Source organism: Sphingorhabdus sp., from assembly GCF_044239045.1.
In the GTDB taxonomy this organism is placed as follows: Bacteria; Pseudomonadota; Alphaproteobacteria; order Sphingomonadales; family Sphingomonadaceae; genus Sphingorhabdus_B.
Map to the genome: position 1 here is coordinate 155,111 of NZ_JBIICD010000002.1, position 22,615 is coordinate 177,725.

General features: G+C 54.2%; 22 protein-coding genes and 1 tRNA gene. 14 read left to right on the top strand and 9 right to left on the bottom strand.

All coding sequences use genetic code 11. The annotated features are described in order from the left end of the window. The first annotated feature begins 111 nt into the window (after nt 1–111). From carA to ACILP4_RS01605, 4 genes are all read left to right on the top strand, one after another. A complete protein-coding gene (carA, locus tag ACILP4_RS01590) occupies nt 112–1,269 on the top strand; it encodes a glutamine-hydrolyzing carbamoyl-phosphate synthase small subunit (RefSeq protein WP_395619003.1) in 1,158 nt (385 codons plus the stop codon). 109 nt (nt 1,270–1,378) lie between these two features. Continuing rightward, complete coding sequence (gene carB, locus ACILP4_RS01595) at nt 1,379–4,699, top strand: carbamoyl-phosphate synthase large subunit (protein ID WP_395619004.1); 3,321 nt, start codon at nt 1,379–1,381, stop codon at nt 4,697–4,699. 98 nt (nt 4,700–4,797) lie between these two features. After that, nucleotides 4,798–5,274, top strand: a complete 477-nt coding sequence (greA, locus tag ACILP4_RS01600) for a transcription elongation factor GreA (protein ID WP_395619028.1) — start codon at nt 4,798–4,800, stop codon at nt 5,272–5,274. A 36-nt stretch (nt 5,275–5,310) separates the two neighbouring features. Next, nucleotides 5,311–5,973: a rhomboid family intramembrane serine protease gene (locus ACILP4_RS01605; protein ID WP_395619005.1), complete on the top strand. Its 663-nt coding sequence runs from the start codon at nt 5,311–5,313 to the stop codon at nt 5,971–5,973. A gap of 19 nt (nt 5,974–5,992) precedes the next feature. Here the strand turns inward: ACILP4_RS01605 and ACILP4_RS01610 are convergent, their stop codons facing one another. The 5 genes from ACILP4_RS01610 to ACILP4_RS01630 are packed head-to-tail and all read right to left on the bottom strand — an operon-like array spanning nt 5,993 to nt 7,984. Beyond that, entirely contained in the window at nt 5,993–6,211 is a 219-nt protein-coding gene (locus ACILP4_RS01610) for a DUF4170 domain-containing protein (protein WP_395619006.1), read from the bottom strand. A gap of 10 nt (nt 6,212–6,221) precedes the next feature. Further along, entirely contained in the window at nt 6,222–6,707 is a 486-nt protein-coding gene (locus tag ACILP4_RS01615) for a hypothetical protein (protein ID WP_395619007.1), read from the bottom strand. Nucleotides 6,708–6,721: 14 nt separating this feature from the next. Then, entirely contained in the window at nt 6,722–7,057 is a 336-nt protein-coding gene (locus ACILP4_RS01620; protein ID WP_395619008.1) for a hypothetical protein, read from the bottom strand. Next, nucleotides 7,038–7,436: a phage holin family protein gene (locus ACILP4_RS01625; RefSeq protein ID WP_395619009.1), complete on the bottom strand. Its 399-nt coding sequence runs from the start codon at nt 7,434–7,436 to the stop codon at nt 7,038–7,040. Before ACILP4_RS01625 ends, ACILP4_RS01620 begins: the two co-directional genes overlap by 20 nt. A gap of 53 nt (nt 7,437–7,489) precedes the next feature. Continuing rightward, entirely contained in the window at nt 7,490–7,984 is a 495-nt protein-coding gene (locus ACILP4_RS01630) for a hypothetical protein (RefSeq protein WP_395619010.1), read from the bottom strand. A 200-nt stretch (nt 7,985–8,184) separates the two neighbouring features. Here ACILP4_RS01630 and eno point away from each other — a divergent pair, with 200 nt between their 5' ends. From eno to ACILP4_RS01660, 6 genes are all read left to right on the top strand, one after another. Beyond that, a complete protein-coding gene (gene eno / locus ACILP4_RS01635) occupies nt 8,185–9,459 on the top strand; it encodes a phosphopyruvate hydratase (protein WP_395619011.1) in 1,275 nt (424 codons plus the stop codon). 46 nt (nt 9,460–9,505) lie between these two features. Then, nucleotides 9,506–9,817 carry a septum formation initiator family protein gene (locus ACILP4_RS01640; RefSeq protein ID WP_395619012.1) on the top strand — a complete coding sequence of 104 codons (312 nt, stop codon included), beginning with the start codon at nt 9,506–9,508 and terminating at the stop codon, nt 9,815–9,817. 119 nt (nt 9,818–9,936) lie between these two features. Beyond that, nucleotides 9,937–11,013, top strand: coding sequence for a pyruvate dehydrogenase (acetyl-transferring) E1 component subunit alpha (gene pdhA / locus ACILP4_RS01645; RefSeq protein ID WP_395619013.1), 1,077 nt, complete (start codon nt 9,937–9,939; stop codon nt 11,011–11,013). Then, nucleotides 11,013–12,368 carry a pyruvate dehydrogenase complex E1 component subunit beta gene (locus ACILP4_RS01650; protein WP_395619014.1) on the top strand — a complete coding sequence of 452 codons (1,356 nt, stop codon included), beginning with the start codon at nt 11,013–11,015 and terminating at the stop codon, nt 12,366–12,368. The genes pdhA and ACILP4_RS01650 overlap by 1 nt, the downstream gene beginning before the upstream one ends. Nucleotides 12,369–12,401: 33 nt before the next feature. Beyond that, nucleotides 12,402–13,001, top strand: coding sequence for a squalene/phytoene synthase family protein (locus tag ACILP4_RS01655; protein ID WP_395619015.1), 600 nt, complete (start codon nt 12,402–12,404; stop codon nt 12,999–13,001). A 43-nt stretch (nt 13,002–13,044) separates the two neighbouring features. Beyond that, nucleotides 13,045–13,509 (top strand): hypothetical protein, encoded by a 465-nt coding sequence (locus tag ACILP4_RS01660; protein WP_395619016.1) that lies wholly within the window; start codon nt 13,045–13,047, stop codon nt 13,507–13,509. Here the strand turns inward: ACILP4_RS01660 and trmFO are convergent. Next, nucleotides 13,506–14,843 carry a methylenetetrahydrofolate--tRNA-(uracil(54)-C(5))-methyltransferase (FADH(2)-oxidizing) TrmFO gene (gene trmFO / locus ACILP4_RS01665; RefSeq protein WP_395619017.1) on the bottom strand — a complete coding sequence of 446 codons (1,338 nt, stop codon included), beginning with the start codon at nt 14,841–14,843 and terminating at the stop codon, nt 13,506–13,508. The two genes, ACILP4_RS01660 and trmFO, sit on opposite strands and share 4 nt — an antisense overlap. A 58-nt stretch (nt 14,844–14,901) precedes the next feature. Here trmFO and ACILP4_RS01670 point away from each other — a divergent pair, with 58 nt between their 5' ends. Both ACILP4_RS01670 and ACILP4_RS01675 read left to right on the top strand, forming a co-directional pair. Further along, complete coding sequence (locus ACILP4_RS01670) at nt 14,902–15,756, top strand: NAD(P)H-hydrate dehydratase (protein WP_395619018.1); 855 nt, start codon at nt 14,902–14,904, stop codon at nt 15,754–15,756. Then, nucleotides 15,734–16,417, top strand: coding sequence for a lysoplasmalogenase (locus ACILP4_RS01675; protein ID WP_395619019.1), 684 nt, complete (start codon nt 15,734–15,736; stop codon nt 16,415–16,417). The genes ACILP4_RS01670 and ACILP4_RS01675 overlap by 23 nt, the downstream gene beginning before the upstream one ends. 199 nt (nt 16,418–16,616) lie before the next feature. Here ACILP4_RS01675 and gyrA read toward each other — a convergent pair whose 3' ends face one another. Both gyrA and ACILP4_RS01685 read right to left on the bottom strand, forming a co-directional pair. Continuing rightward, nucleotides 16,617–19,343 (bottom strand): DNA gyrase subunit A, encoded by a 2,727-nt coding sequence (gene gyrA / locus ACILP4_RS01680; protein WP_395619020.1) that lies wholly within the window; start codon nt 19,341–19,343, stop codon nt 16,617–16,619. 127 nt (nt 19,344–19,470) lie between these two features. Further along, nucleotides 19,471–20,166: an SDR family NAD(P)-dependent oxidoreductase gene (locus tag ACILP4_RS01685; protein ID WP_395619021.1), complete on the bottom strand. Its 696-nt coding sequence runs from the start codon at nt 20,164–20,166 to the stop codon at nt 19,471–19,473. 129 nt (nt 20,167–20,295) lie between these two features. Between ACILP4_RS01685 and ACILP4_RS01690 the strand changes: the two genes are divergently transcribed. Beyond that, a complete protein-coding gene (locus ACILP4_RS01690; protein ID WP_395619022.1) occupies nt 20,296–21,624 on the top strand; it encodes a hypothetical protein in 1,329 nt (442 codons plus the stop codon). Between the two features lie 47 nt (nt 21,625–21,671). On the opposite strand, the gene ACILP4_RS01695 is transcribed toward ACILP4_RS01690, so the two are convergent. After that, a complete protein-coding gene (locus tag ACILP4_RS01695) occupies nt 21,672–22,148 on the bottom strand; it encodes an Lrp/AsnC family transcriptional regulator (RefSeq protein WP_296199336.1) in 477 nt (158 codons plus the stop codon). A gap of 279 nt (nt 22,149–22,427) precedes the next feature. On the opposite strand from ACILP4_RS01695, the gene ACILP4_RS01700 reads away from it, so the two are divergent. Beyond that, a tRNA-Ile gene (locus ACILP4_RS01700) sits at nt 22,428–22,504 on the top strand. The last annotated feature ends 111 nt before the right edge of the window (nt 22,505–22,615 follow it).

A 22,615-nucleotide genomic window follows, 5' to 3' on the forward strand; every position in this document is an offset into this window, starting at 1 on the left:
TGACTTATTCCACAGATTTCTCGATTTCCGCATTGACGCTTGGAGCCGCCATCTCTAGGCGCGGTGCCTTAGCGACATTGCTGTAATCTGCTTAACAGGAGCGACCCCATCATGGCCGACCCCAATTCTTCGCGCGCGCCTTCTGGAGCGACGGGGGTATTGGTTCTGGCGTCCGGGGAAGTCATCTGGGGCAGGGGCTTTGGGGCCGAGGGACAAGCAGTAGGTGAAGTCTGCTTCAATACCGCGATGACGGGTTATCAGGAAGTGATGACTGACCCGTCTTACGCCGGACAAATCATCAACTTCACATTTCCACATATCGGCAATGTCGGCACAAACCCAGAGGATGTCGAGGCGTTGAACCCGCATGCCCTGGGCGCGATTGTCCGGCAAGATGTGACTGACCCATCTAATTTCCGCAGCACGCAGCATTTTGATGCGTGGATGAAAGCCAATGGCCGCATCGGCATTTCGGGTGTGGATACCCGCGCGCTGACCCGGCTTATCCGTGTTGCCGGCGCGCCAAACGCCGTGATTGCGCATTCCGCCAGCGGCAATTTTGATGTGCCAGCCATGTTGGCGCGGGCAAAGGCCTGGGCGGGCTTGGAAGGAATGGACCTCGCCAAGGATGTAACGACGCTACAAACTTATGGTTGGGATCAGGGGCTTTGGAAGCTGGGTTCGGGCTATGCCGCGCCAGCCAAGGGGCGCAAAAAGGTCGTCGCCATTGATTATGGCATCAAACACAACATCCTGCGCAACCTCGTCGATGTAGGCTGCGACGTGACCATTGTGCCGGCCGCCGCAACCTTTGAAGAAATTATGGCCCACGCGCCCGATGGCTTGTTCCTGTCGAATGGCCCCGGCGACCCCGCCGCGACTGGCGTATATGCGGTGCCGGTGATCAAGCAGTGGCTGGACACCAAAAAGCCGTTGTTCGGCATCTGCCTTGGGCATCAAATGCTTGGCCTCGCGGTGGGCGCGAAGACCGAGAAGATGCATCAGGGGCATCGTGGCGCAAACCATCCGGTCAAACGCCTCAGCGACGGTGCAGTTGAGATCACCAGTATGAACCACGGCTTTGCAGTGGACGCAGCGACCTTGCCCGCCAACGCCAAGGCAACGCATATCAGCCTATTCGACGGCAGCAATTGCGGCTTCGAACTGGCCGACCAACCAGCGTTCAGCGTACAATATCACCCTGAAGCCTCACCTGGTCCGCAGGATAGCCATTATCTGTTCGAGAAATTCGCGGAGATGATGAAGTGAACGCTGCGACTTTTCCACACAAATGGGAATATGTTGTCGTCCGGCATGTGGACGGTTCCTGGAGTAGCGCGCCCTCTGTGGCCTATTTTATCAAGCGACAGGTAGCATAATGCCCAAACGCACTGACATAAAATCCATCCTCATCATCGGCGCTGGCCCCATCATTATTGGGCAAGCGTGCGAATTTGATTATTCGGGGACGCAGGCGTGTAAAGCGCTGCGCGAAGAGGGTTATCGCATCATCCTCGTCAATTCGAACCCTGCGACGATTATGACGGATCCGGATATGGCGGACGCGACTTATGTCGAGCCGATCACGCCCGAAATCGTTGCCAAAATCATTGAAAAAGAGCGCCCCGACGCAGTGTTGCCGACCATGGGTGGGCAGACCGCTTTGAACGTTGCTTTGGCTTTGTTCAACGATGGCACATTGGCGAAATATGGGGTCGAAATGATCGGCGCCGATGCAGAAGCCATTGATAAGGCTGAGGACCGGATCAAATTCCGCGACGCGATGACCAAAATAGGTCTGGAATCGGCGCGTTCGGGCATTGCACATTCGATGGAAGAGGCGTTGGAGGTCCTGGAACGCACAGGCCTTCCGTCGATTATCCGCCCAAGCTTCACTATGGGCGGCACCGGCGGTGGTATTGCCTATAATCGCGACGAGTTTATCAAGATCGTCACTGGCGGGTTGGATGCGTCGCCGACAACCGAAGTGTTGATTGAAGAGTCGCTTCTCGGTTGGAAAGAATATGAGATGGAGGTTGTCCGCGACCGCGCCGACAATGCCATCATTATCTGCTCTATCGAAAATGTCGACCCGATGGGCGTGCATACAGGCGATTCTATCACGGTTGCGCCTGCACTGACGCTGACCGATAAAGAATATCAAATCATGCGCAACGCGAGCATCGCGTGCTTGCGTGAAATCGGTGTAGAAACAGGTGGTTCAAACGTACAGTTCGCAGTCAATCCGAAGGATGGCCGCCTGATCGTCATTGAAATGAACCCGCGCGTTTCGCGTTCTTCTGCATTGGCGTCAAAGGCGACCGGTTTTCCGATCGCCAAGGTGGCGGCGAAGCTGGCCGTTGGCTTCACGCTCGACGAAATCACCAATGACATTACTGGTGCAACGCCAGCGTCGTTTGAACCGACGATTGACTATGTCGTCACCAAAATCCCGCGCTTTGCCTTTGAAAAGTTCAAGGGTGCCGAGCCGTTGCTGCATACCGCCATGAAGTCGGTGGGTGAGGTGATGGCGATTGGCCGTAACATTCACGAAAGCATACAAAAGGCGCTTCGTGGGCTTGAGACCGGATTGTCGGGCTTTAACTATATTGATGCCCTACGTGGGGCAACGAAGGATGAATTGTCCGCTGAACTTAGCCGTGCGACGCCCGACCGCTTGTTGGTTGCGGCACAAGCCCTGCGTGAGGGCATGAGCGTATCCGAAATCCATGCCATCGCGAAATTCGACCCATGGTTTCTCGAGCGGCTTGAAGAAATCATAGCTGCCGAGAATGACGTCAAGACGAACGGCCTGCCCAATAACGCTGAGGCGCTGCGTCGTCTAAAAGCTATGGGTTTCTCAGACAAAAGGCTTGCCTATCTTGCGGTGGAGTCAGTGAATGTGCGCCCGGGTATGGAAACGGCAATCCGCCGTGGTTCTGGCATTGCCATGCAAGCGGCCCGTGCGATGGCAGGCGCAGTCACTGAAGACGAAGTACGCGCGCTGCGTCACAAATTGGGCGTGCGTCCGGTGTTCAAGCGCATCGATACATGCGCTGCAGAGTTTGAGGCGAAAACGCCATATATGTATTCTACTTATGAGGCGCCTAGCTTTGGCGTGCCGGAATGCGAGAGCCAGCCAACTAATCGTGAAAAGATTGTCATATTGGGCGGCGGGCCAAATCGTATTGGGCAGGGGATCGAGTTTGATTATTGCTGCGTCCATGCCTGCTTCGCACTTGCGGACGCGGGCTATGAAACGATCATGGTCAACTGTAATCCGGAAACGGTGTCGACGGACTATGATACCTCCGATCGTTTGTATTTCGAACCGCTGACGGCAGAGGATGTCCTTGAAATTCTACATGTCGAGCAACAAAATGGTACGTTGAAAGGCGTTATCGTCCAGTTCGGCGGGCAGACGCCTTTGAATTTGGCAAAGGCACTTGAGGCCGCGGGTATTCCGATTTTGGGAACGTCACCCGACGCTATCGATTTAGCCGAAGACCGCGAGCGCTTTGCCGCGCTAATCAGCAAGCTCAAGCTCAAGCAGCCCGAAAATGGCATTGCGCGCAGCCATGAAGAAGCCATCAAAGTCGCCGAAAATATCGGCTATCCCGTGTTGATGCGTCCGTCTTATGTACTTGGTGGTCGTGCTATGGAGATCGTCGATACGCAAGCGCAGTTGGAAAATTACATCCAGACGGCAGTTATTGTCTCCGGCGACTCACCGGTCTTAATCGACAGCTATCTGCGCGACGCGATTGAAGTCGATGTGGATGCCTTGTGCGATGGCGACGAGGTCGTTGTTGCGGGTATCCTGCAACATATCGAAGAGGCAGGCGTACATAGCGGCGACTCTGCGTGCACTATTCCGCCATATAGCCTGCCTGCCGATATCATCGCTGAAATCCGCCGTCAGACAGAGTTACTGGCGGTAAACCTGCATGTGCGCGGCCTTATGAACATCCAGTTCGCCGTGAAGGATGGTGAAGTTTATCTCATCGAAGTTAACCCGCGTGCTAGCCGCACCGTGCCGTTCGTCGCCAAAGCCATTGGCGCGCCGATCGCGAAGATCGCGGCGCGGGTCATGGCGGGTGAGATGTTGAAGGATTTGCCGCCGATCAATCTCGATATTGATTATATCGCGGTGAAAGAAGCGGTGTTCCCATTTGATCGCTTCCCTGGCGTCGATCCCGTGCTGTCGCCCGAAATGAAGTCAACCGGCGAGGTCATGGGTATTGACCGTGATTTTGCGACGGCCTTTGCCAAAAGCCAAATCGGCGCGCGTATGCCGCCGCCGATGAGCGGGAAGTTATTCGTATCGGTGAAAGACACCGACAAGCCCGTGATCGTACCCGCCGTCCGTCAAGCGATTGCATGCGGCTTTACGGTCTGTGCTACGGATGGCACCGCAAATTATCTACGTGCGCAGGGCATAGAGGTCGAACGTGTGAACAAGGTCGCTCAAGGCCGCCCGCACATTGTCGACAAGATTAAAGATGGCGAGATTCAGCTGATCTTCAACACGACCGAAGGTTGGCAAAGCCTGAAAGACAGCGAAGAAATTCGCCGTTCCGCGCTTGCAGGCAAGGTTTCGCAATACACAACGGCCGCCGGGAGCGTGGCGGTTGCGCAAGCCATTGCCGCGCTACAACAACGGCAACTTGAAGTTCGGCCACTTCAAGACTATTATTAATACGCGCAGTATCTTTCCCCGACAATTGAACTGCATATCGGATGAGCCGTTATAGCGCATCCGATCGGGATATTTTTGTGACGAAGGGTTTTTGCCTGATGGCGAGTTTTGAGAAATATCCGATGTTGGCCGAAGGCTATGAAAAGCTTACGACCGACCTGAAACGCCTTCGTGACGAGCGACCATTGATTGTTGAGGCAATTGAGGAAGCGCGCGCACATGGCGATCTATCGGAAAATGCCGAATATCACGCCGCAAAAGAACGTCAGGGGCAGGTTGAAGCCGCGATTTCCGAAATCGAGGACAAAATTGGCCGTGCGCAGATCATTGACCCTTCTACCCTGTCTGGCGACAAAATTGTCTTTGGCGCAACCGTCACCTTGTTGGACGAAAATGATAAGCCCGTGCGCTATCAGCTCGTCGGCGAGACAGAAGCCGACGCAAAAGCAGGCCGCATTTCGTATAATTCGCCATTGGGCCGGGCGCTCATTGGCCGCGTTGTCGAAGACGAAGTTGAATTGACTGTGCCGTCGGGCGATAAATATTATCTCGTATCGAAGATCGAGTTCATCTGATCATGCGCTTCGGCGGGAAGCGCCTGATGGCCTGATATGCAATTTCCACGCGGCCCTGTTACCAATATATTGGTGGTCATCAATCTGGTGATCGCGGTAATATTGCTGGTGCCCTCTTGGTGGCAATATGCGGTGATATCGGGCGGGCTATTCCCGATACGCCTAAGCAGCGGTAGTGCAGCATTTTCCGATATCGGATTTCTGGTACCAGCTTTCTTGACGCCTTTGTCTGCGGCGTTTCTGCACGGCGGCGTCGCGCATGTCGTGATGAACATGCTCATGCTATTGCTGATTGGCAAGATGGTTGAGCGTGTTTTGGGCGGTGGACTCTATCTCGCGCTTTACATTGGATCTGCTTATGCTGCGGCGGCTATGGAGTGGTTCGCCGCATTCATGGCATGGCCGATGTCTGTGAACATGATGGCGCCAGCGATCGGCGCGAGCGGCGCAATTTCGGGGATTATTGGAGCTTATGCGCTGCTCTTTCCGAACAAAAAGCCGAAGGCTTGGGGACCTATCCCTGCCGAATATGCCCGGCCATTACACTTAACCATCGCTTGGGCGGGGTTAAATCTTGCGCTTGGTTTCGTAGGACCGGGTTTGGGAATCGCTATCGCAATATGGTCGCACATTGGCGGCTTTATCGCCGGGTTATTGCTGGCGCGGCCATTGTTATTGTGGCGATATCGGCGCGCCTAATCGACGCAGCTTTCCGTTATTAGCTATCGGGTTGCAAAAGCTTGTGCAGATGCACCACGACATATTTCATTTCGGCATCATCGACCGTGCGCTGGGCCGCTCCGCGCCATGCTTCCTCCGCACTTGCATAATCGGGGAACATACCGACAATGTCCAAATTTTCGAGGTCGGTAAATTCTAACGTTTGCGGGTTGTCAATGCGGCCACCAAAAACGAGATGCAATTTCGTATCGCTCAAACGATTATCCTTAATTCTTTTCCTTAGCCGCCTCAGTGGCGGCCTGACCGGCGGCCTTTACAGCGAGAGCTGCCTTGCTGACAAGCTCTCTAAATTGCGCGCGCATGGCTTCGCCATTTAGTCCAAGCATGTCCACTTGGCCCATACCGGCCACTTTTGCTGCATCGGCTATTTTGCGGGCTTTTTTGTTTAATTTTTTGCCTGCCTTGCCCAACACTTTGGTTTCACGTTCCGTGCGCGGCAAAAGCGCGCCGACGATGGCACCAATGGCAATCCCACCAAGCACGATGGCAAGCGGATTCTTATCGATGCCGTCGCTGGTCTTGGACTTTGCCTTACGGGCTATTTCTTTTGACTGCTCCACGCCGGTGGCGGCAGCATCTTTGCTTTTCTCAAATGCTACTGAAGCCTTCTGACGCGCTGCAGCGGTCGAACGTGTGGTCTTTGCTTTCGCGCTATCAGCCGCGGATTTGATGCTGTCGCCAATCTTGCTCATATATTGTTCCTATATCATTTGCTGGAGGGCGTTTTGGTTTTACTTTGCCGCAACTTCGAAATCCAACGTGAAATCGGACCGCGCGTCGCAATTAAAAAGGCACTTACCCCGATAACACCAATCATGGGGGCATTGTTCTTCGCAATTTGCATTGTCTCGTCTGCGAGCTTCTTGGCTTGGATAGTTTGACGTCCGACCAAGCGCCGAAGCTGATTGCGGGGATTAAGGACATCACGCGTGACGGCCAAGCTGCCTTTGAATTTACGCCGCAAGTAACGACGCTCAGCGTTCGACAAGATTACGCTGTCTCTGTCGGTCACAACAGGTTCTTCAGGTAAGATCGTCGTCATTTTTCTGCATTTCTGGGAAGTAAACTTTCCGTATCCATCTTCGGGCCAATGCGGCGAAAATTATCCCGATGATCACAAAGCTTATGGTGACCAATAAGGTTGCCGCCAATGGACCAATTAATGGCGAAAGTGTGAGCACCAGCCCCAACACTAGCGCAATGAACGCCCCCCCAAATGCGAATACCGCGACCGCGCCATAGCGGAATGACAAGCCAAATACGTGACGTGTGTAGTCTAGCCGCGACCGATGATAGCGCATTTCGGCCTTCACCATCGCACGCAGATCTTCCATCACCAACGCAACCTGTTCGCTCACGCTAGGTTCAATCTGCGGCGGAAGGTCTTCCAGCGCTTCGGATTGTTGTTCTTCGATGTTCATCCTACCCGCTTATCGGCCATTGGCGGCATTTTGCAATGCAACTGTGGTGGTACTCAAACGTCTTTGCCGCCCGAACGTATGAGGCGCGCCAAAACAAAACCAATTGCGGCGGCTGCACCAATGGCGACGGCAGGGCTTTTGCGGACGAATTGCCGCGCATCCTCTGCCAGCGTATCCACATCTTTAGCATCCATCTTGCCAGCGAAGCCATCAACCATGTCGGCTGCACTGCGCGCGTAGTCGCCATATTGCTTGCCAACATTATCGTCGATGGTGCCCGCACTATCGCGGATAAGCTTACCTATGCTCCCAACCGCCTCCGTAGCGCGATCCTTGCCTTTAGTGGCTGCAGCGCGCACGCTATCGGTAGCTTGCGCCTTGAAATCATGCATATCCGATTTGACCTTTGACTTGACGTTGTCGGCCTTGCCTTTGGCTGGTTGCGCCTTTGCAACGGCTTTTGGTGCAGCGGTCTTAGCCTTGGCACGTGTTGCTGCTGGCTTAGTGGCAGCTTTCTTGGCTGCTGCAGGTTTTTCGGTCTCGGCCATAAAAATGACTCCTTTTGAACAACTGGGGGCGAAAGAAATTGTCTTGCTACCGATCAATATTTGCATTGCGGGTGCCTTAGTCAACTATAGCACCGCAAATTTAGTTTTAAAATCGATATGTCGGAGCATCGTTGCCAAATCCCGATCACAAGGATAGACGCGCTGACATAACTCCTCACACGCACAAACGGATCCCAGTTATGACAGCTATCCTTGATATTCACGCACGCCAGATCCTAGACAGCCGGGGCAATCCTACGGTTGAAGTCGATGTTGTGTTGGAGGATGGTAGCTTCGGCCGTGCCGCAGTACCGTCAGGTGCTTCTACAGGCGCCTATGAGGCGGTCGAGAAGCGTGATGGCGACATGTCTAAATATATGGGCAAGGGCGTGCTTCAAGCGATTGAGGCCGTTAATGGTCCCATTTTTGAAGCGCTCGTCGAACTGGACGCCGAGGAGCAAGAAAATATCGATGCGGTCATGATTGACCTTGATGGCACGGACAATAAATCGAACCTTGGCGCGAATGCGATCCTGGGGGTCAGTCTTGCCGTAGCCAAAGCGGCAGCGGACGCGCGCGGGCTTCCTCTGTATCGCTATGTTGGCGGCGTAAATGCGCATGTCCTGCCGGTACCGATGATGAATATCATCAATGGCGGTGAACATGCCGATAACCCGATTGATTTTCAGGAATTCATGGTCATGCCCGTCGGTGCAGGCTCAATTGCAGAAGCTGTCCGTTGGGGTTCAGAAATATTCCATACGCTAAAAAAAGGCCTGCATGAAAAGGGGCTTGCAACTTCAGTTGGTGACGAAGGTGGTTTTGCCCCCAATTTGGCGTCGACCCGTGATGCGTTGGATTTCATCATGGCGTCCGTTGAAAAGGCAGGTTTTAAAGCAGGCGAAGATATCGTCTTGGCACTGGATTGCGCCGCGACCGAGTTTTTCCGCAACGGCAAATATGAAATATCCGGTGAGGGGCTCTCCCTCACGCCACATGAAATGGCCGATTATCTCGCGGCCTTGTGTAAGGACTATCCCATATTGTCGATTGAGGATGGCATGAGCGAAGACGATTTTGAAGGTTGGAAGGCTATCACCGACAAAATCGGATCAGACGTGCAGTTGGTAGGCGACGATTTGTTTGTAACGAATCCGGAGCGCCTATCGATGGGTATCGGCAAGGGGCTTGCAAACTCTTTGCTGGTTAAGGTCAACCAAATCGGTACTTTGACGGAGACGCTCGCTGCCGTGTCTATGGCACATCGTGCGTCGTACACAGCCGTTATGTCGCACCGTTCCGGTGAGACCGAAGACGCCACGATTGCCGACTTGGCCGTGGCAACCAATTGCGGTCAGATCAAAACCGGAAGCCTGGCGCGTTCCGACCGGTTGGCAAAGTATAACCAGCTCATCCGTATTGAAGAAGAGCTCGGTACATCTGCGATTTATGCTGGTCGGGCTATTTTCCGCTGACCGTGATATCCTTGCCAACTCGTGTAAAATATGATTCAGTCTGAACATGGTCCGCGGCAATAAAAAACCGGAATATATAAAGTCAGTGGTCGGCCCTGCCTTGGGGCTTCTGGCCTTGCTCGGGATCGCGTCTTATGCGCTGCTGGGTCCGACGGGTATTATTGCATGGACCGACTATCGCGCGGCTTTGAGTGAGCGCAAAATTGAGCTGGCAAAGTTGCAGAAAGAACGGGACGCCTTAAGAAATCGGCAGCTATTGTTGGACCGTGACAATGTCGACCCGGACCTTGCGGGTGAACTGATGCGCAAAGAATTGAACGTTGTTGCCCCAGACGAGGTTGTCGTTCCTTTAAACTAAGGCGCTGGCCTTCAAATGAATAGCTATGCACCGCTTTCCGTTGCGGAAAAGCGCTTTTCAGCTCTCCCGATTTTGGCTAGGCGCCGTTGCACGCGCAAATAATAATTCCACTAAAGGAAATGATTTTGGCCACCACCCCAGCGAAAAAATCTGCTTCTAAGAAGGCAAGTGTTAGCGAAGACGCAGCACGCGCCAATCGGGAGCGTCCCACGGAGCCAGTGCCGTATAAAGCGACTAAGGAAGAGCTGCTGAAGTTCTACCGTGACATGTTGCTGATCCGGCGGTTCGAGGAAAAGGCGGGGCAGCTTTACGGCCTAGGTCTTATTGGTGGTTTTTGCCATTTATATATTGGGCAAGAAGCGGTTGCGATTGGCCTGCAATCCGCTCTGACGCCAGGCAAGGACAGCGTCATCACTGGCTATCGGGACCATGGCCATATGTTGGCTTATGGTATTGATCCCAATGTCATCATGGCAGAGCTGACCGGCCGCGCTGCGGGCATTTCGAAGGGCAAGGGCGGGTCGATGCACATGTTTTCGACCGAACATAAATTTTACGGCGGTCATGGTATTGTCGGTGCGCAGGTATCGCTCGGTGCGGGCCTTGCCTTTGGGCATAAATATGCAAATGATGGTGGCGTATGCCTTGCCTATTTTGGCGACGGCGCATCCAACCAAGGGCAGGTATATGAAAGCTTCAACATGGCGGAGCTTTGGAAACTGCCAATCATCTTTGTAATCGAAAACAACCAATATGCGATGGGCACCAGCGTCAACCGTGCATCTTCCGAAGACCAGCTTTACCGCCGCGGTGAGAGCTTCCGCATTCCCGGTATTCAGGTCGACGGCATGGATGTGCTCGCGGTACGCGGTGCGGCAGAGGTTGCGCTGGATTGGGTGCGCAGTGGCAAAGGCCCTGTATTGTTGGAAATGAAAACCTACCGTTATCGGGGGCATTCCATGTCTGACCCTGCTAAGTACCGCAGCCGTGATGAGGTCCAATCGGTCCGTGACAACAGCGACCCTATCGAAGGCTGCAAGGCCTATCTTGCGGAAATGGGTGTGGGTGAAGACGCGTTGAAGGTGATTGAAAAAGAGATCCGGCAGATTGTGAATGAGTCCGCAGATTTTGCCGAAACTTCACCTGAGCCGGACCTTTCCGAATTATATACTGACGTGCTGGTGGAGCAATATTGATGGCAATCGAACTAAAGATGCCGGCGCTTTCGCCAACGATGGAAGAAGGCACCTTGGCCAAATGGCTGGTCAAAGAAGGCGATCATGTCAAATCTGGAGATATTCTTGCCGAGATCGAAACGGATAAGGCGACAATGGAATTTGAAGCTGTCGACGAAGGCGTGATTTCGTCGATTAATGTCGCGGCAGGTACCGATGGTGTCAAGGTTGGCACCGTGATTGCCCTTATTACAAGTGAAGGGGAGGAGGCAGCTGCGCCATCTCCGAAACCAGTTGTATCGGCTCCAGTTGAGATGCCGGCACATAGTGCACCGCCTGCCAATGCCTCGAATTTGAAGCTCACTGAAACCAGCGCTGTTACCGCGAACGGTGCAATGCAAACCGTCACCTTGCGCGAAGCCTTGCGCGATGCGATGGCCGAGGAAATGCGCCGCGACGACCGCGTGTTTGTCATGGGTGAGGAAGTCGCCGAATATCAGGGTGCCTATAAGGTCACGCAAGGTCTGCTCGACGAATTCGGCGCACGCCGGGTGATCGATACACCCATTACGGAATATGGCTTTGCTGGCGTTGGCACAGGGGCAGCGATGGGCGGCTTAAGGCCAATCATCGAGTTCATGACCTTCAACTTTGCCATGCAGGCGATTGATCACATTATCAACTCGGCGGCGAAGACCAATTATATGTCCGGCGGCCAAATGCGATGCCCCATTGTGTTCCGTGGTCCCAATGGTGCCGCTGCGCGCGTGGGGGCGCAGCACAGCCAAAATTATGCACCTTGGTATGCCAGTGTACCTGGGCTTATTGTAATAGCGCCTTATGACGCCGCTGACGCCAAAGGCCTGTTGAAAGCGGCCATTCGTTGCGAGGATCCGGTCGTATTCCTAGAAAATGAATTGCTCTATGGCCGCAGCTACGAAGTTCCCATAAGCGACGATCATGTTCTACCCATCGGCAAAGCGCGGATCATGCGTGAAGGGACCGACATAACTATTGTTAGCTACTCCATCGGCGTTGGCCTTTCTCTTGAGGCAGCGGATCGACTGGCCGAAGAAGGGATAAAAGCTGAAGTCATTGACCTGCGCACCATTCGTCCCCTCGACAAGGCAACGGTTTTGGCAAGTCTTGCAAAAACCAACCGCTTGGTTGTCGCCGAGGAAGGTTGGCCAACATGTTCGGTCGGTAGCGAAATTCTGGCAATATGCATGGAAGAAGGCTTCGACGATTTAGACGCACCGGTTTTGCGCATCACGAACGAAGACGTTCCGATGCCCTATGCGGCAAATCTGGAGAAGGCGATGCTGGTGAATGCGGACAAGATTGTTGCTGGCGTTCGCAGAACACTTGGGGTCTAATCGCGCGGTGACTAGATTGTCTCGGGTGCGCAGATGACGGTGGATACCGCTTTGGAACTATCTCCACCTGCTCGGCTGGCCATTGCCTATGCGCCGAGAGAACTTCGTTCTGCATTTGCGCTGCTTCTGCAAGTCGACCAGCGCTTTGCCGAAATATTGCGCAATGCGCGCGAGCCGATGATCGCGCAAATAAAGATGGCTTGGTGGCGCGAAGCTTTTTCCAGCGCAGCTGAGGCGCGACCAAAAGGCGAGCCATTACTGCAGGCGCTAAACCAAGTAGGTGACCAAATACCATTAAGTGCATTTGAGGCGCTGGCTTCCGCGTGGGAGCATCTACTGGGCAGCGAGCCGTTCAGCCAAGAGGCCATGGACACGCACGCCGAATTGCGCGCGGAGGCGATTTTTATAACCTATGCCGTTTGGATCGGCTCTGTGCAGGATGTCGGGCCAATTGGACGGAGCTGGGCGCTTGAAGCCTTGCGGATTGCTTTTCCAGAACGGGTTGCACATTTCCATATGCCATCTGCGCCGTTGCTAAAGGCGCGGGCCTTACGTCCATTATCTATTTTGACGATGTCTGTGCAAAACGTGTCAGGACCAAGATTAATTTTACATGCATTAACAGGCATTTAAGTGTATCTTTCGATGGCTAGAGGCCAATCGGAAGGCGTTTATAATGCAGCGTATGTTAATCGGCGGTTTTGCGGCCTTATTCATGGCAGGTGGCGGACTATTGATTTGGCAGAGCATGGCCAATCAGCCATCGTTTATCCCTGCGCCGCCGCCGCCCGCTGCTATTTCTGACAGGCTGCCTTTGGCTAGATCCGATGCGCCTGCCTTTGGCCTCGCGCCGCCCACACCGCCGGAGGCGCCTAAAGCCAGCCGTGAGGAAATGCGTTTCAACCGCTATGATCGTAACAAGGATGAGTTTGTCTCACGCCTCGAAATGATGGGCAGCCGGACCAAGGCGTTCAAGGCGCTGGATAGCGATGGCAATAATTTGCTGACGTTTGAGGAATGGGCCGTCGCCACTGGCCAACGCTTTGCGAGCGCCGATGGTAACAAAGATCAGCTTCTGAAACGCAAGGAATTTCTGAAAACCCGTCCCAAAGCAGTCGCAAAGCCAGGGTGCCGTTGCTAAGCCGCGATGGCTTGGGCGGCGATCCAGCTGTTTAAATCTGTCCGCGCCCTGCCGGTCATCGCGGCCTTGCGCGATTTCTTATGCACTTTTTCATCCAGCGGGGCGAATAGGCCAAAATTGATGTTCATGGGCTGATAATCGTCGGCCAGCGCGTCGCCTGTGATATGACCGAGCAATGCACCAAGCGCCGTGGTCAATGGGGGTGCTGTCACCATGCGTCCGCCCAATTCCGCCGCCGTCATGATACCTGCCATCAAGCCAACCGCGCTGCTTTCGACATAGCCTTCGCAGCCCGTGATTTGCCCTGCAAAGCGGATATGTGGCGCAGATTTTAATCGAAGCTGACGGTCCAATAAAATCGGCGAGCGGATGAAGGTGTTTCGATGCAACCCGCCGAGCCGAGCAAACTCTGCCTTTTCGAGGCCCGGGATAGTGCGGAGCAACTCGACCTGCGCTTTGTGCTTCATCTTTGTTTGAAAGCCGACCATGTTCCACAAGGTGCCTTGCTTATTATCCTGCCGTAATTGCACGACAGCATGCGCCCAACGGCCCGTTCTGGGGTTGTCGAGACCAACAGGCTTCATCGGGCCAAAGCGCAGCGTGTCCAACCCGCGCGATGCCATGACCTCAATCGGCATACAGCCTTCGAAATAGGGGGTGTTGGTTTCCCATTCCTTGAACTCGGCTTTCTCGGAGTCAAGCAAGCCTTGGTGAAAGGCGCGATATTGCGCCTCGTCCATCGGGCAGTTGATGTAATCCTTGCCATCGCCTTTGTCCCAGCGCGAGGCATACCAAGCAATATCCATGTCGATGCTGTCATGATACACAATTGGCGCAATCGCATCGAAGAAAGCGAGGCGGTCTTCACCGGTTTTCGCCATGATGCTTTCGGCGAGGTTTGTTGCTGTCAACGGGCCAGTGGCGATGATGACTGGCCGATCGGTTGGAATGACGTCAACGCGTTCGCGCACGATTTCGATGTTGCTGTTGCTTTCGAGATACTTTGTCACGGTCTCTGAAAATACATCACGATCAACGGCAAGTGCGGAACCTGCTGGCACCTTAGCCACTTCTGCAGCTTGCATGATGAGCGAACCCAGATCGCGCATTTCCTGATGCAAAAGGCCAACGGCATTGTTTTCGGCGTCGTCCGACCGAAAACTGTTGGAGCATACCAATTCAGCCAGACCATCGGTTTGATGCGCGGGCGTCATCTCGCCCGACCCACGCATTTCCGAAAGCCGCACAGCTATCCCGCGCTGGGCCAATTGCCACGCCGCTTCGCAGCCTGCGAGGCCGCCACCGATAATCTGGACATCATATTTTTTGGTCATGAGCGCGCGGCTATCAAAAATCTTTGGCGCTGCACAGGCAAAAGCGCCAAGATGGGTTATGGGATTTACACCTAACTCATCCGGCGAAGGCATTATCTTGCGGCCATCGCTGGTTCCGCCGCCTTCTAACGCGCATAAATATAGCCGTGGGCATGCGATGGTGTGGAGCGGACCTGTCTTACACACGGGCGCTTCGCGGCTGTCTGCACAGGCGGCATTGGCGGTCGGGGCGGGGCTGGTTACGCTGATTGGCGAAAGGGCCGCATTGGCGGAACAGGCCGGGCATGTCACCGCGATCATGTTGCGCGAAACGGACATGTCCTTTGTCAGTGTCGATGATCGCGTTACTGCCTTTGCCATTGGTCCGGGGGCAGGTACATCGGCACAGCAGGCTGTTCTAGAGATTCTGCGCCGGAATATCCCGGTGGTGTTGGACGCGGACGCGCTGACCGCCTTTGAAGGCGACCCTTCTATTTTGTGCGCCTTAACGAGGCCGACGGACGTGATGACGCCCCATATTGGCGAGTTTCGACGTCTTTTTCCGGACATACCGACCGAAAATCGGGCGGAGGCTGCGTGCCTTGCAGCGGATCGGGCGCAATGTGTTGTGCTGCTGAAAGGTTCTGAAACTTGGGTCGCAGCGCCCGATGGCCGCGTGTTGGTGAACCGCCATGCATCGCCTTGGCTGGCGACTGCGGGATCGGGTGATATACTTACCGGACTGATATGCGGTTTGCTGGCGCAGGGGGTGACGGCGTTTGACGCGGCCAGCATCGCGGCGTGGCTACACGGCGATATTGGCGTACGCGGTGGACCGGGGCTAACCGCGGACAATATGATTGGGCATATTCCGCTTGTTTTGCACGGGTGTTTGCACGATGCAGTGGGACATGGCTCAGGATCTCGCACATAAACGCCCCTATCTGTTCGGCAGCTTGATTGCCGGCATAAGCTTTCCTGCGACATGGCTGTTCCTGCCGATTGACGGCGGTCTATATGCCATGCTTTGGAAAATGGCGGCGGTAGGGCTGCTCGTGCCATTTGCTTTGCGCCGGCACCATGAAGGCGAATTCATCCTTCTGGCGATAATGCTCGCATTTTATACGTTGGGTGACGGGTTGATTGAACTCAGCATGGTCGCCGGTGCCTTGGCTTTTGCTGCCGGACATTTGGTGGCTATGCTCATATATTTCCGTCACCGCCGTGTTGGCCCAGTATTCAGCCAAAAATTAATAGCTGGGATTATATTTGTTGCCACACCAGTCATTGCCTATGGCCTTCCGCCGACCCAAGACGAAGGCATTCAGGTGGCGGCCTATAGTGTTATCCTCGCGGCCATGGCAGCCATGGCATGGAACAGCAATTTCCCGCGGTACCGTGTCGGCCTTGGTGCGATATTGTTTGTGGTTTCCGATTTGCTGATCTTTGCGGAGCTTGGCCCGCTCGCGGGATCAACCATGTCGGGCATAGCTATCTGGTATCTCTATTATTTTGGGGTGCTAATGATTGCGGTTGGCGTTGCGCAGACCTTGGTAAAGCGCGGGCATTTTGCAGATGGTGAAGAGCGCGACTGAATGGAGAAGGATTGAGCTTCCCAATATAGGAAGAGGTTTTCCCTTAGCTCCGCCTTTCCGTCACCCTGAACTTGTCTCAGGGTCTATGTATCCGTCTTGACCCTGATAGTGCTGCATGATGGACCCTGAAACAAGTTCAGGGTGACGAGAGCGTGCTTCAGGGTGACAGAGCATTTATCCAAGGTGACGGTGACTTGAGCTATTCCTCTATCGGCGTAACAATAACCGCGGCTTCGCCTTCAGTGCCGTTCTCGTTGGAGATTTCGGCATCATCCTCATCGCTCTCGTCGATCTTGGCCGCGCCGACCACATGTTCATTATCGCCGACATTGAACAAGCGCACGCCGGCGGTTCCGCGACCCAAAACGCGCAAGCTGTCGAGCGGCATACGGATAAGCTTTGCCTGATCGGTGACAAGCATCAACTGATCGCCCTTGGTTGCGGGGAAACTAGCCACCACGGGACCGTTGCGTTCAATATTGTCGATATTGGTGATACCCTGGCCGCCGCGACCTGTGCGGCGATAGCCATAAGCCGATGACAATTTGCCATAACCATTGGCGCAAACCGTTAGGATGAACTGTTCACGCTCCGCCAGCTCCGCGATGCGTTCGGCGGTCATCGTTGGCTCGCCTTCCTTCTCCGGCTTCCAAGGGGCAAAGCGCAGATAATCCTCACGCTCTTCGCCCGAAGTACCAACGCGTTTGAGGATCGACAGCGAGATAACCGCGTCACCCTTCGCCAATTTCATCGCGCGCACACCTGTTGATGCGCGGCTCTGGAATTCGCGAATGTCATCAGCGGCAAAGCGTATGGCCTTACCATAGCGGCTTGCGAGCAAGATGTCGTCCTCAGCGCTTAGCAGTTCAACGCCGATCAATTTATCGTCGGCATCATCGCCTTCGAACTTCATGGCGATTTTGCCGTTGCTTGGCACATTGGCAAAGGCGTCCATGCTGTTGCGACGGGCATAGCCCTTGGACGTCGCAAATACGACGCTCAGGCCGCCCCATTCAGCTTCATCCTCGGGCAGGGTCAAAACGTTGGAAATGACTTCGCCTTCGCCCAATGGTAGTAGGTTTACCATAGGACGTCCGCGCGTGGACGGGCCGCCTTCGGGTAGTTTCCACACCTTCAGACGATAAACCTTACCGATGTTGGAGAAGAACAATACGGGCGTGTGGGTGCTGGTAACGAACAATTCGGTAACGGCATCCTCATCCTTTGTGGCCATGCCAGCGCGGCCCTTGCCGCCACGGTTTTGCGCGCGGAATGTCGCCAAAGCGGTACGTTTGATGTAACCGCCATGGGTGACGGTAACGACCATTTCCTCCCGCTCCATAAGGTCTTCGTCGTCCAAGCCATCCCAGCTTGCGGTTATCTCGCAAAGACGCGGGGTGGAGAATTCGGCATCAATCGCGACCAATTCGTCACGCAAAACAGCATATAGCTTTACCCGGTCGCCCAAGATTGCGAGATATTCTGCGATATTTTCTGCAAGACCCTGAAGTTCCTTGCCAATTTCGTCACGGCCAAGTGCCGTCAGGCGATGCAGGCGCAATTCAAGAATGGCGCGAACCTGCAGCTCCGACAATTGATAGCTGTCGCCGGTAATCTCAGTTTCGACCGCTTCTACCAATTTGATGTAGGATGCGATTTCGGCGATGGGCCATTTGCGCGCAATCAATGCCGCGCGCGCTTCGGCGGGGCTGGCGGAGCCACGGATGATACGCACGACTTCGTCCAAATTGGTCACTGCAACGACAAGGCCAAGCAACAAATGCGCGCGTTCGCGGGCCTTGTTCAGCTCAAACTTTGTCCGGCGGGTAATCACTTCTTCGCGGAACCGAATGAAAGATTCAATGATGTCGCGCAGGTTCAAGACTTCGGGCCGGCCACCACGAATGGCGAGCATATTGGCGGGGAAGCTCGATTGCGCCTGTGTATGGCGCCACAATTGGTTGAGGACAACATCAGTGGTGGCATCGCGCTTTAAGTCGATGACGATACGCACGCCCTTGCGGCTCGATTCATCGCGAATGTCGGACACGCCTTCAATGCGCTTATCCTTTGCGGCCTCGGCGATTTTTTCGACAAGGGCAGATTTGCCTACTTGAAATGGAATGCTGGTGAGGACGATGGAGCGGCGATCGCCTTTTCCTTCTTCGATTTCATGCCGCGCGCGCTGCATGATGGAACCCTTGCCCTCACGATAGGCTGCCCGTGCGCCGCCCGTGCCGAGGATCAGCGGTCCAGTTGGAAAATCGGGGGCAGGGACAATTTCGATGAGTTCATCAATTGTGATCGCCGGATTATCGATATAGGCCAAGCACGCTTTGATGACTTCGCCCAAATTATGTGGCGGGATGTTGGTCGCCATGCCGACGGCAATACCGCCAGCGCCATTGACCAAAAGATTCGGGAAACGGGCAGGTAGAACCTGCGGCTCTTCCCGGCTGCCGTCATAATTGGGCTGAAAATCAACCGTGTCCTTATCAAGATCATCCAGAAGCGCGTTTGCGACCTTGTTGAGCCGCGCCTCGGTGTAACGCATCGATGCTGGCGGATCGGGATCCATCGAGCCGAAGTTCCCCTGACCATCGATCAACGGTACACGCATTGACCAATCCTGGGTCATGCGGGCCAATGCGTCGTAAATCGCGCTGTCGCCATGCGGGTGATAATTGCCCATGACGTCGCCGACGATCTTAGCCGATTTGCGATAAGGCCGCCCAGCGACAAATCCGCCTTCTTGGCTGGCGAACAAAATCCGGCGGTGAACGGGCTTTAGACCATCGCGCACATCGGGCAGGGCCCGCGATACAATGACCGACATCGCATAATCGAGATAACTCGACTTCATTTCATCGACAATGTCGACGGGTGAAATGTCCGATGGGTCAAAAGTAATAATGTCGTCGGTCACGCCGCGAAAATCCTTATATTTTTATAATAGCCTGACCCTAGACCCAACGCGCCGAAATGGCCACATGCGACTGTCCCAATTGCGGGTTTTTCACCAGCTTATCCACAGATTCACACCTTCGCGGCGGTTAGGGCGCGACCAAGCTTCCGTCATAAGCAAAAATCTGCCCGCTTTGCTCCGGTTTCAGTCCGTGGAGCACGCTGAGCATGTCTCCAGCTGCACGGGCAGGGGAAAAGCGTTCATGCGCAGGATTGCCCTTGAATGGAGCGCTCAGCGCCGTCTCGACGGTGCCGGGATGTAGACCGACTACAACGGATTGCGGATTTTTGCGTTGCCATTCGATTGCGATATTTCGGATCAACATATTGAGCGCGGATTTAGATGCACGATAGCTGTGCCACCCACCCAAGCGATTGTCAGAGATGCTACCCACCCGCGCGGACAAAGCGGCAAAGCATATTGGACCCTGCTTGGCCATGATAGGCAGGAAATGCTTGGCGACGAGGGCAGGGCCAACGGCGTTTATGCGGAAGTTTTCGATCATCCAGTCCGGATCGAGTTCACGCAAACTCTTTTCCGGGCCATTTTGGTTCGAATGCAGCAGTCCAGTTGCGACAAGCACCAAGCTTATCGGCGGAAGTGCAGTGGTCAAAGATGCGGCTGCGGCCGCAATGCTGGTCTCGTCCAATAAATTCACGGGCGGATTGCTTTCACGGTGCAACCGGATGACTTGCGCATAATTGGGGTCTTTTTCCAAAACATCTGCCAGCGCGGCCCCAATGCCGCCCCGTGCACCAATGATGACTGCACTGCTTTCACCCACTTGTTTTTTGCTCCGGTTCGTTCAACGGGAATTTATGCAATCGCGCTATGGCAATTGCACAGACGTTAGCAAGGTCCTATAAACCAAGCTGAAGAAGCCCCAAGGCTTAATAATTATGCGGAGAGTTACATGAAACTGGTTTCAAAATTTGCCCTCGCTCTTTCGTTGGTAGCGGTGTCTGCTGCACCTGCCGCATTTGCGCAGTCCAATGAAAAGCCAAAGAAAGAAAAAAAGGGTAAGGAAGCGGCTGCCGCACCCAAGAGAAATTATTCAAAGCCTTTTATCGCGGCTTATATGCCGGTGTTGAATTTGTTGAGCAAAGCGAAGGACGCAGCAGCCGCTAAGGCAGAGTTTCCAAAGGTTGTTGCTGCCATTGGCAATGATGATGATCGTTACGAAGCAGGCATATTAGCCATTAACATCGGCGCGCCCTTGAAAGATCTGGCGTTTCAGGAACAGGGCATTGATTTGTTGATTGCGTCTGCCACCACCCCTGCCGATTTGAAGAGGGAATATACCTTCCGCAAAGGCGCGATTGGTTATGACGGCAAGCGCTTTGCTGATGCCGAAAAATATATGATCGACGCCTATAATCTGGGCCACCGTGACAACAACATCGAATTCCTAATTTCCAATGCCATGTCGCAGCAGGGCAAGGATGCAGACGCGATTTCGTGGATAAGCAAAGCGATTGCCGCTAGCAAGGCTGCGGGGGCCATGAACAAGACCTACGTCGTGCGTGCTGCGATCCTGTCCGCCAAGGCGAAGAATTACGCTGGCGCAGCTAATTTCTACAAGGATTTGATCATCGCTGAGAATAATCCGGACTATTGGCATGATGCGCTCGCATTTTTTGATCGCTCGCGCGAATTCAATCCAGAAGAAACGCTCGACATCATGCGTTTGATGCGCGCGACCGATGGCATCCGTTTTCAACAAGAATATGCCGCCTATCTCGACAGCCTGAGCTATATCGGTGTGCGTTACCCGGCAGAGGCAGTGTCTTTGCTGGACGAAGGCTTCGCCAAGGGTTTAATCTCGCGCAACAATGTGACGTTCAGCGAGCGCTATAACGAAGCGAAGGCCCGTCTTGCGGAAGACACACGCACTCTTGCGGGCACGATCGCCCCTGCCAAGGCTAGCCCGAGAGGCATGTTGGCCTCGCTTACCGGCGACTCCTTCTTCTCGCACAAGAATTACAAGACCGCCAAGGAGTTGTATGAATCAGCATTGAGCAAGGCACCGGTTCTGGACAAGGATGGCGGCGACCAGACCGATCGCACTCGTTTCCGTTTGGCCATGTCAAAAACGATGCTTGGCGATTATGCTGGTGCGAAGGCGGACTTCGCTATGATCAACGGCGCGAACCGTAAGGCGATTGCCGAATATTGGCTGATGTTCATCTACCATCGGGCAAATGCCGCAGCAACGCCTGCTGCCGCAACGCCAGCTACCTGAGATTTGGTCAGATAAATTAAAAAGGGCCCGCGCAATCGGGCCCTTTTTTATGCCTGAGGAATAGGGACGCCGGGCTCGTCCTTGGCCGTGCGGATCGTGAGCGACGTTTTGACGCTGCTAACATTGGGAGCAGATGTCAGTTTTGAGGTCAGAAATTCCTGAAATGACTGAAGATCGCGGGCGACGATTTTCAAAATAAAGTCAATTTCGCCGTTGAGCATGTGGCACTCACGCACATCGGGTAATGCGCGGACATGTTGTTCAAACGCTTTCAAATCATCCTCAGCCTGACTTTTCAGGCTGACCATCGCAAAAACGGTGATGGTGTAGCCCAGCGCGCTTGCATCGACATCGGCATGATAGGATTTAATTGTACCCGATTGTTCAAGCGCCCGCATACGACGTAGACAGGGTGGTGCGGTCAAGCCGACCTTAGTAGCGAGCTCTACATTGGTTATGCGGCCGTCGGCCTGCAATTCGGCCAAAAGCTTCATATCTATCGCGTCAAGGTTCGTATTGGCCATGATTTTGTAATTTCCATTTCTATTTCGCCCATTGCTTATAATATAATTATGCAGCAATGCAATTGTCCCATAATGAGGGGCCCAATAATGGATGCCTTTATGGGTGGAATCGGGCGTTGACGATTACTAGGCTTTGCCATTGTCGCGAAGACTATGTGCGCTTGGTACAATTGGACACTTTGGTTCTGAATTTAATTTTACCACGTTTATGTCAGATAAAGACTTGCGTATTCTCCCAAAGTTCGGCTATCGGCCCGCTTGTAGTTGGCGAGCCGGTCAGGGCCTGTAGCTCAGTTGGTTAGAGCTGGCCGCTCATAACGGCTAGGTCGGGGGTTCGAGTCCCTCCGGGCCCACCAGCCTCGCATTGCGAAGTTGGCAGGCAGCCAGCCGCGCGGACATTGTTATACCAGTGATCCCATGTCGGGGAGTAGCGCAGCCTGGTAGCGCATCTGGTTTGGGACCAGAGG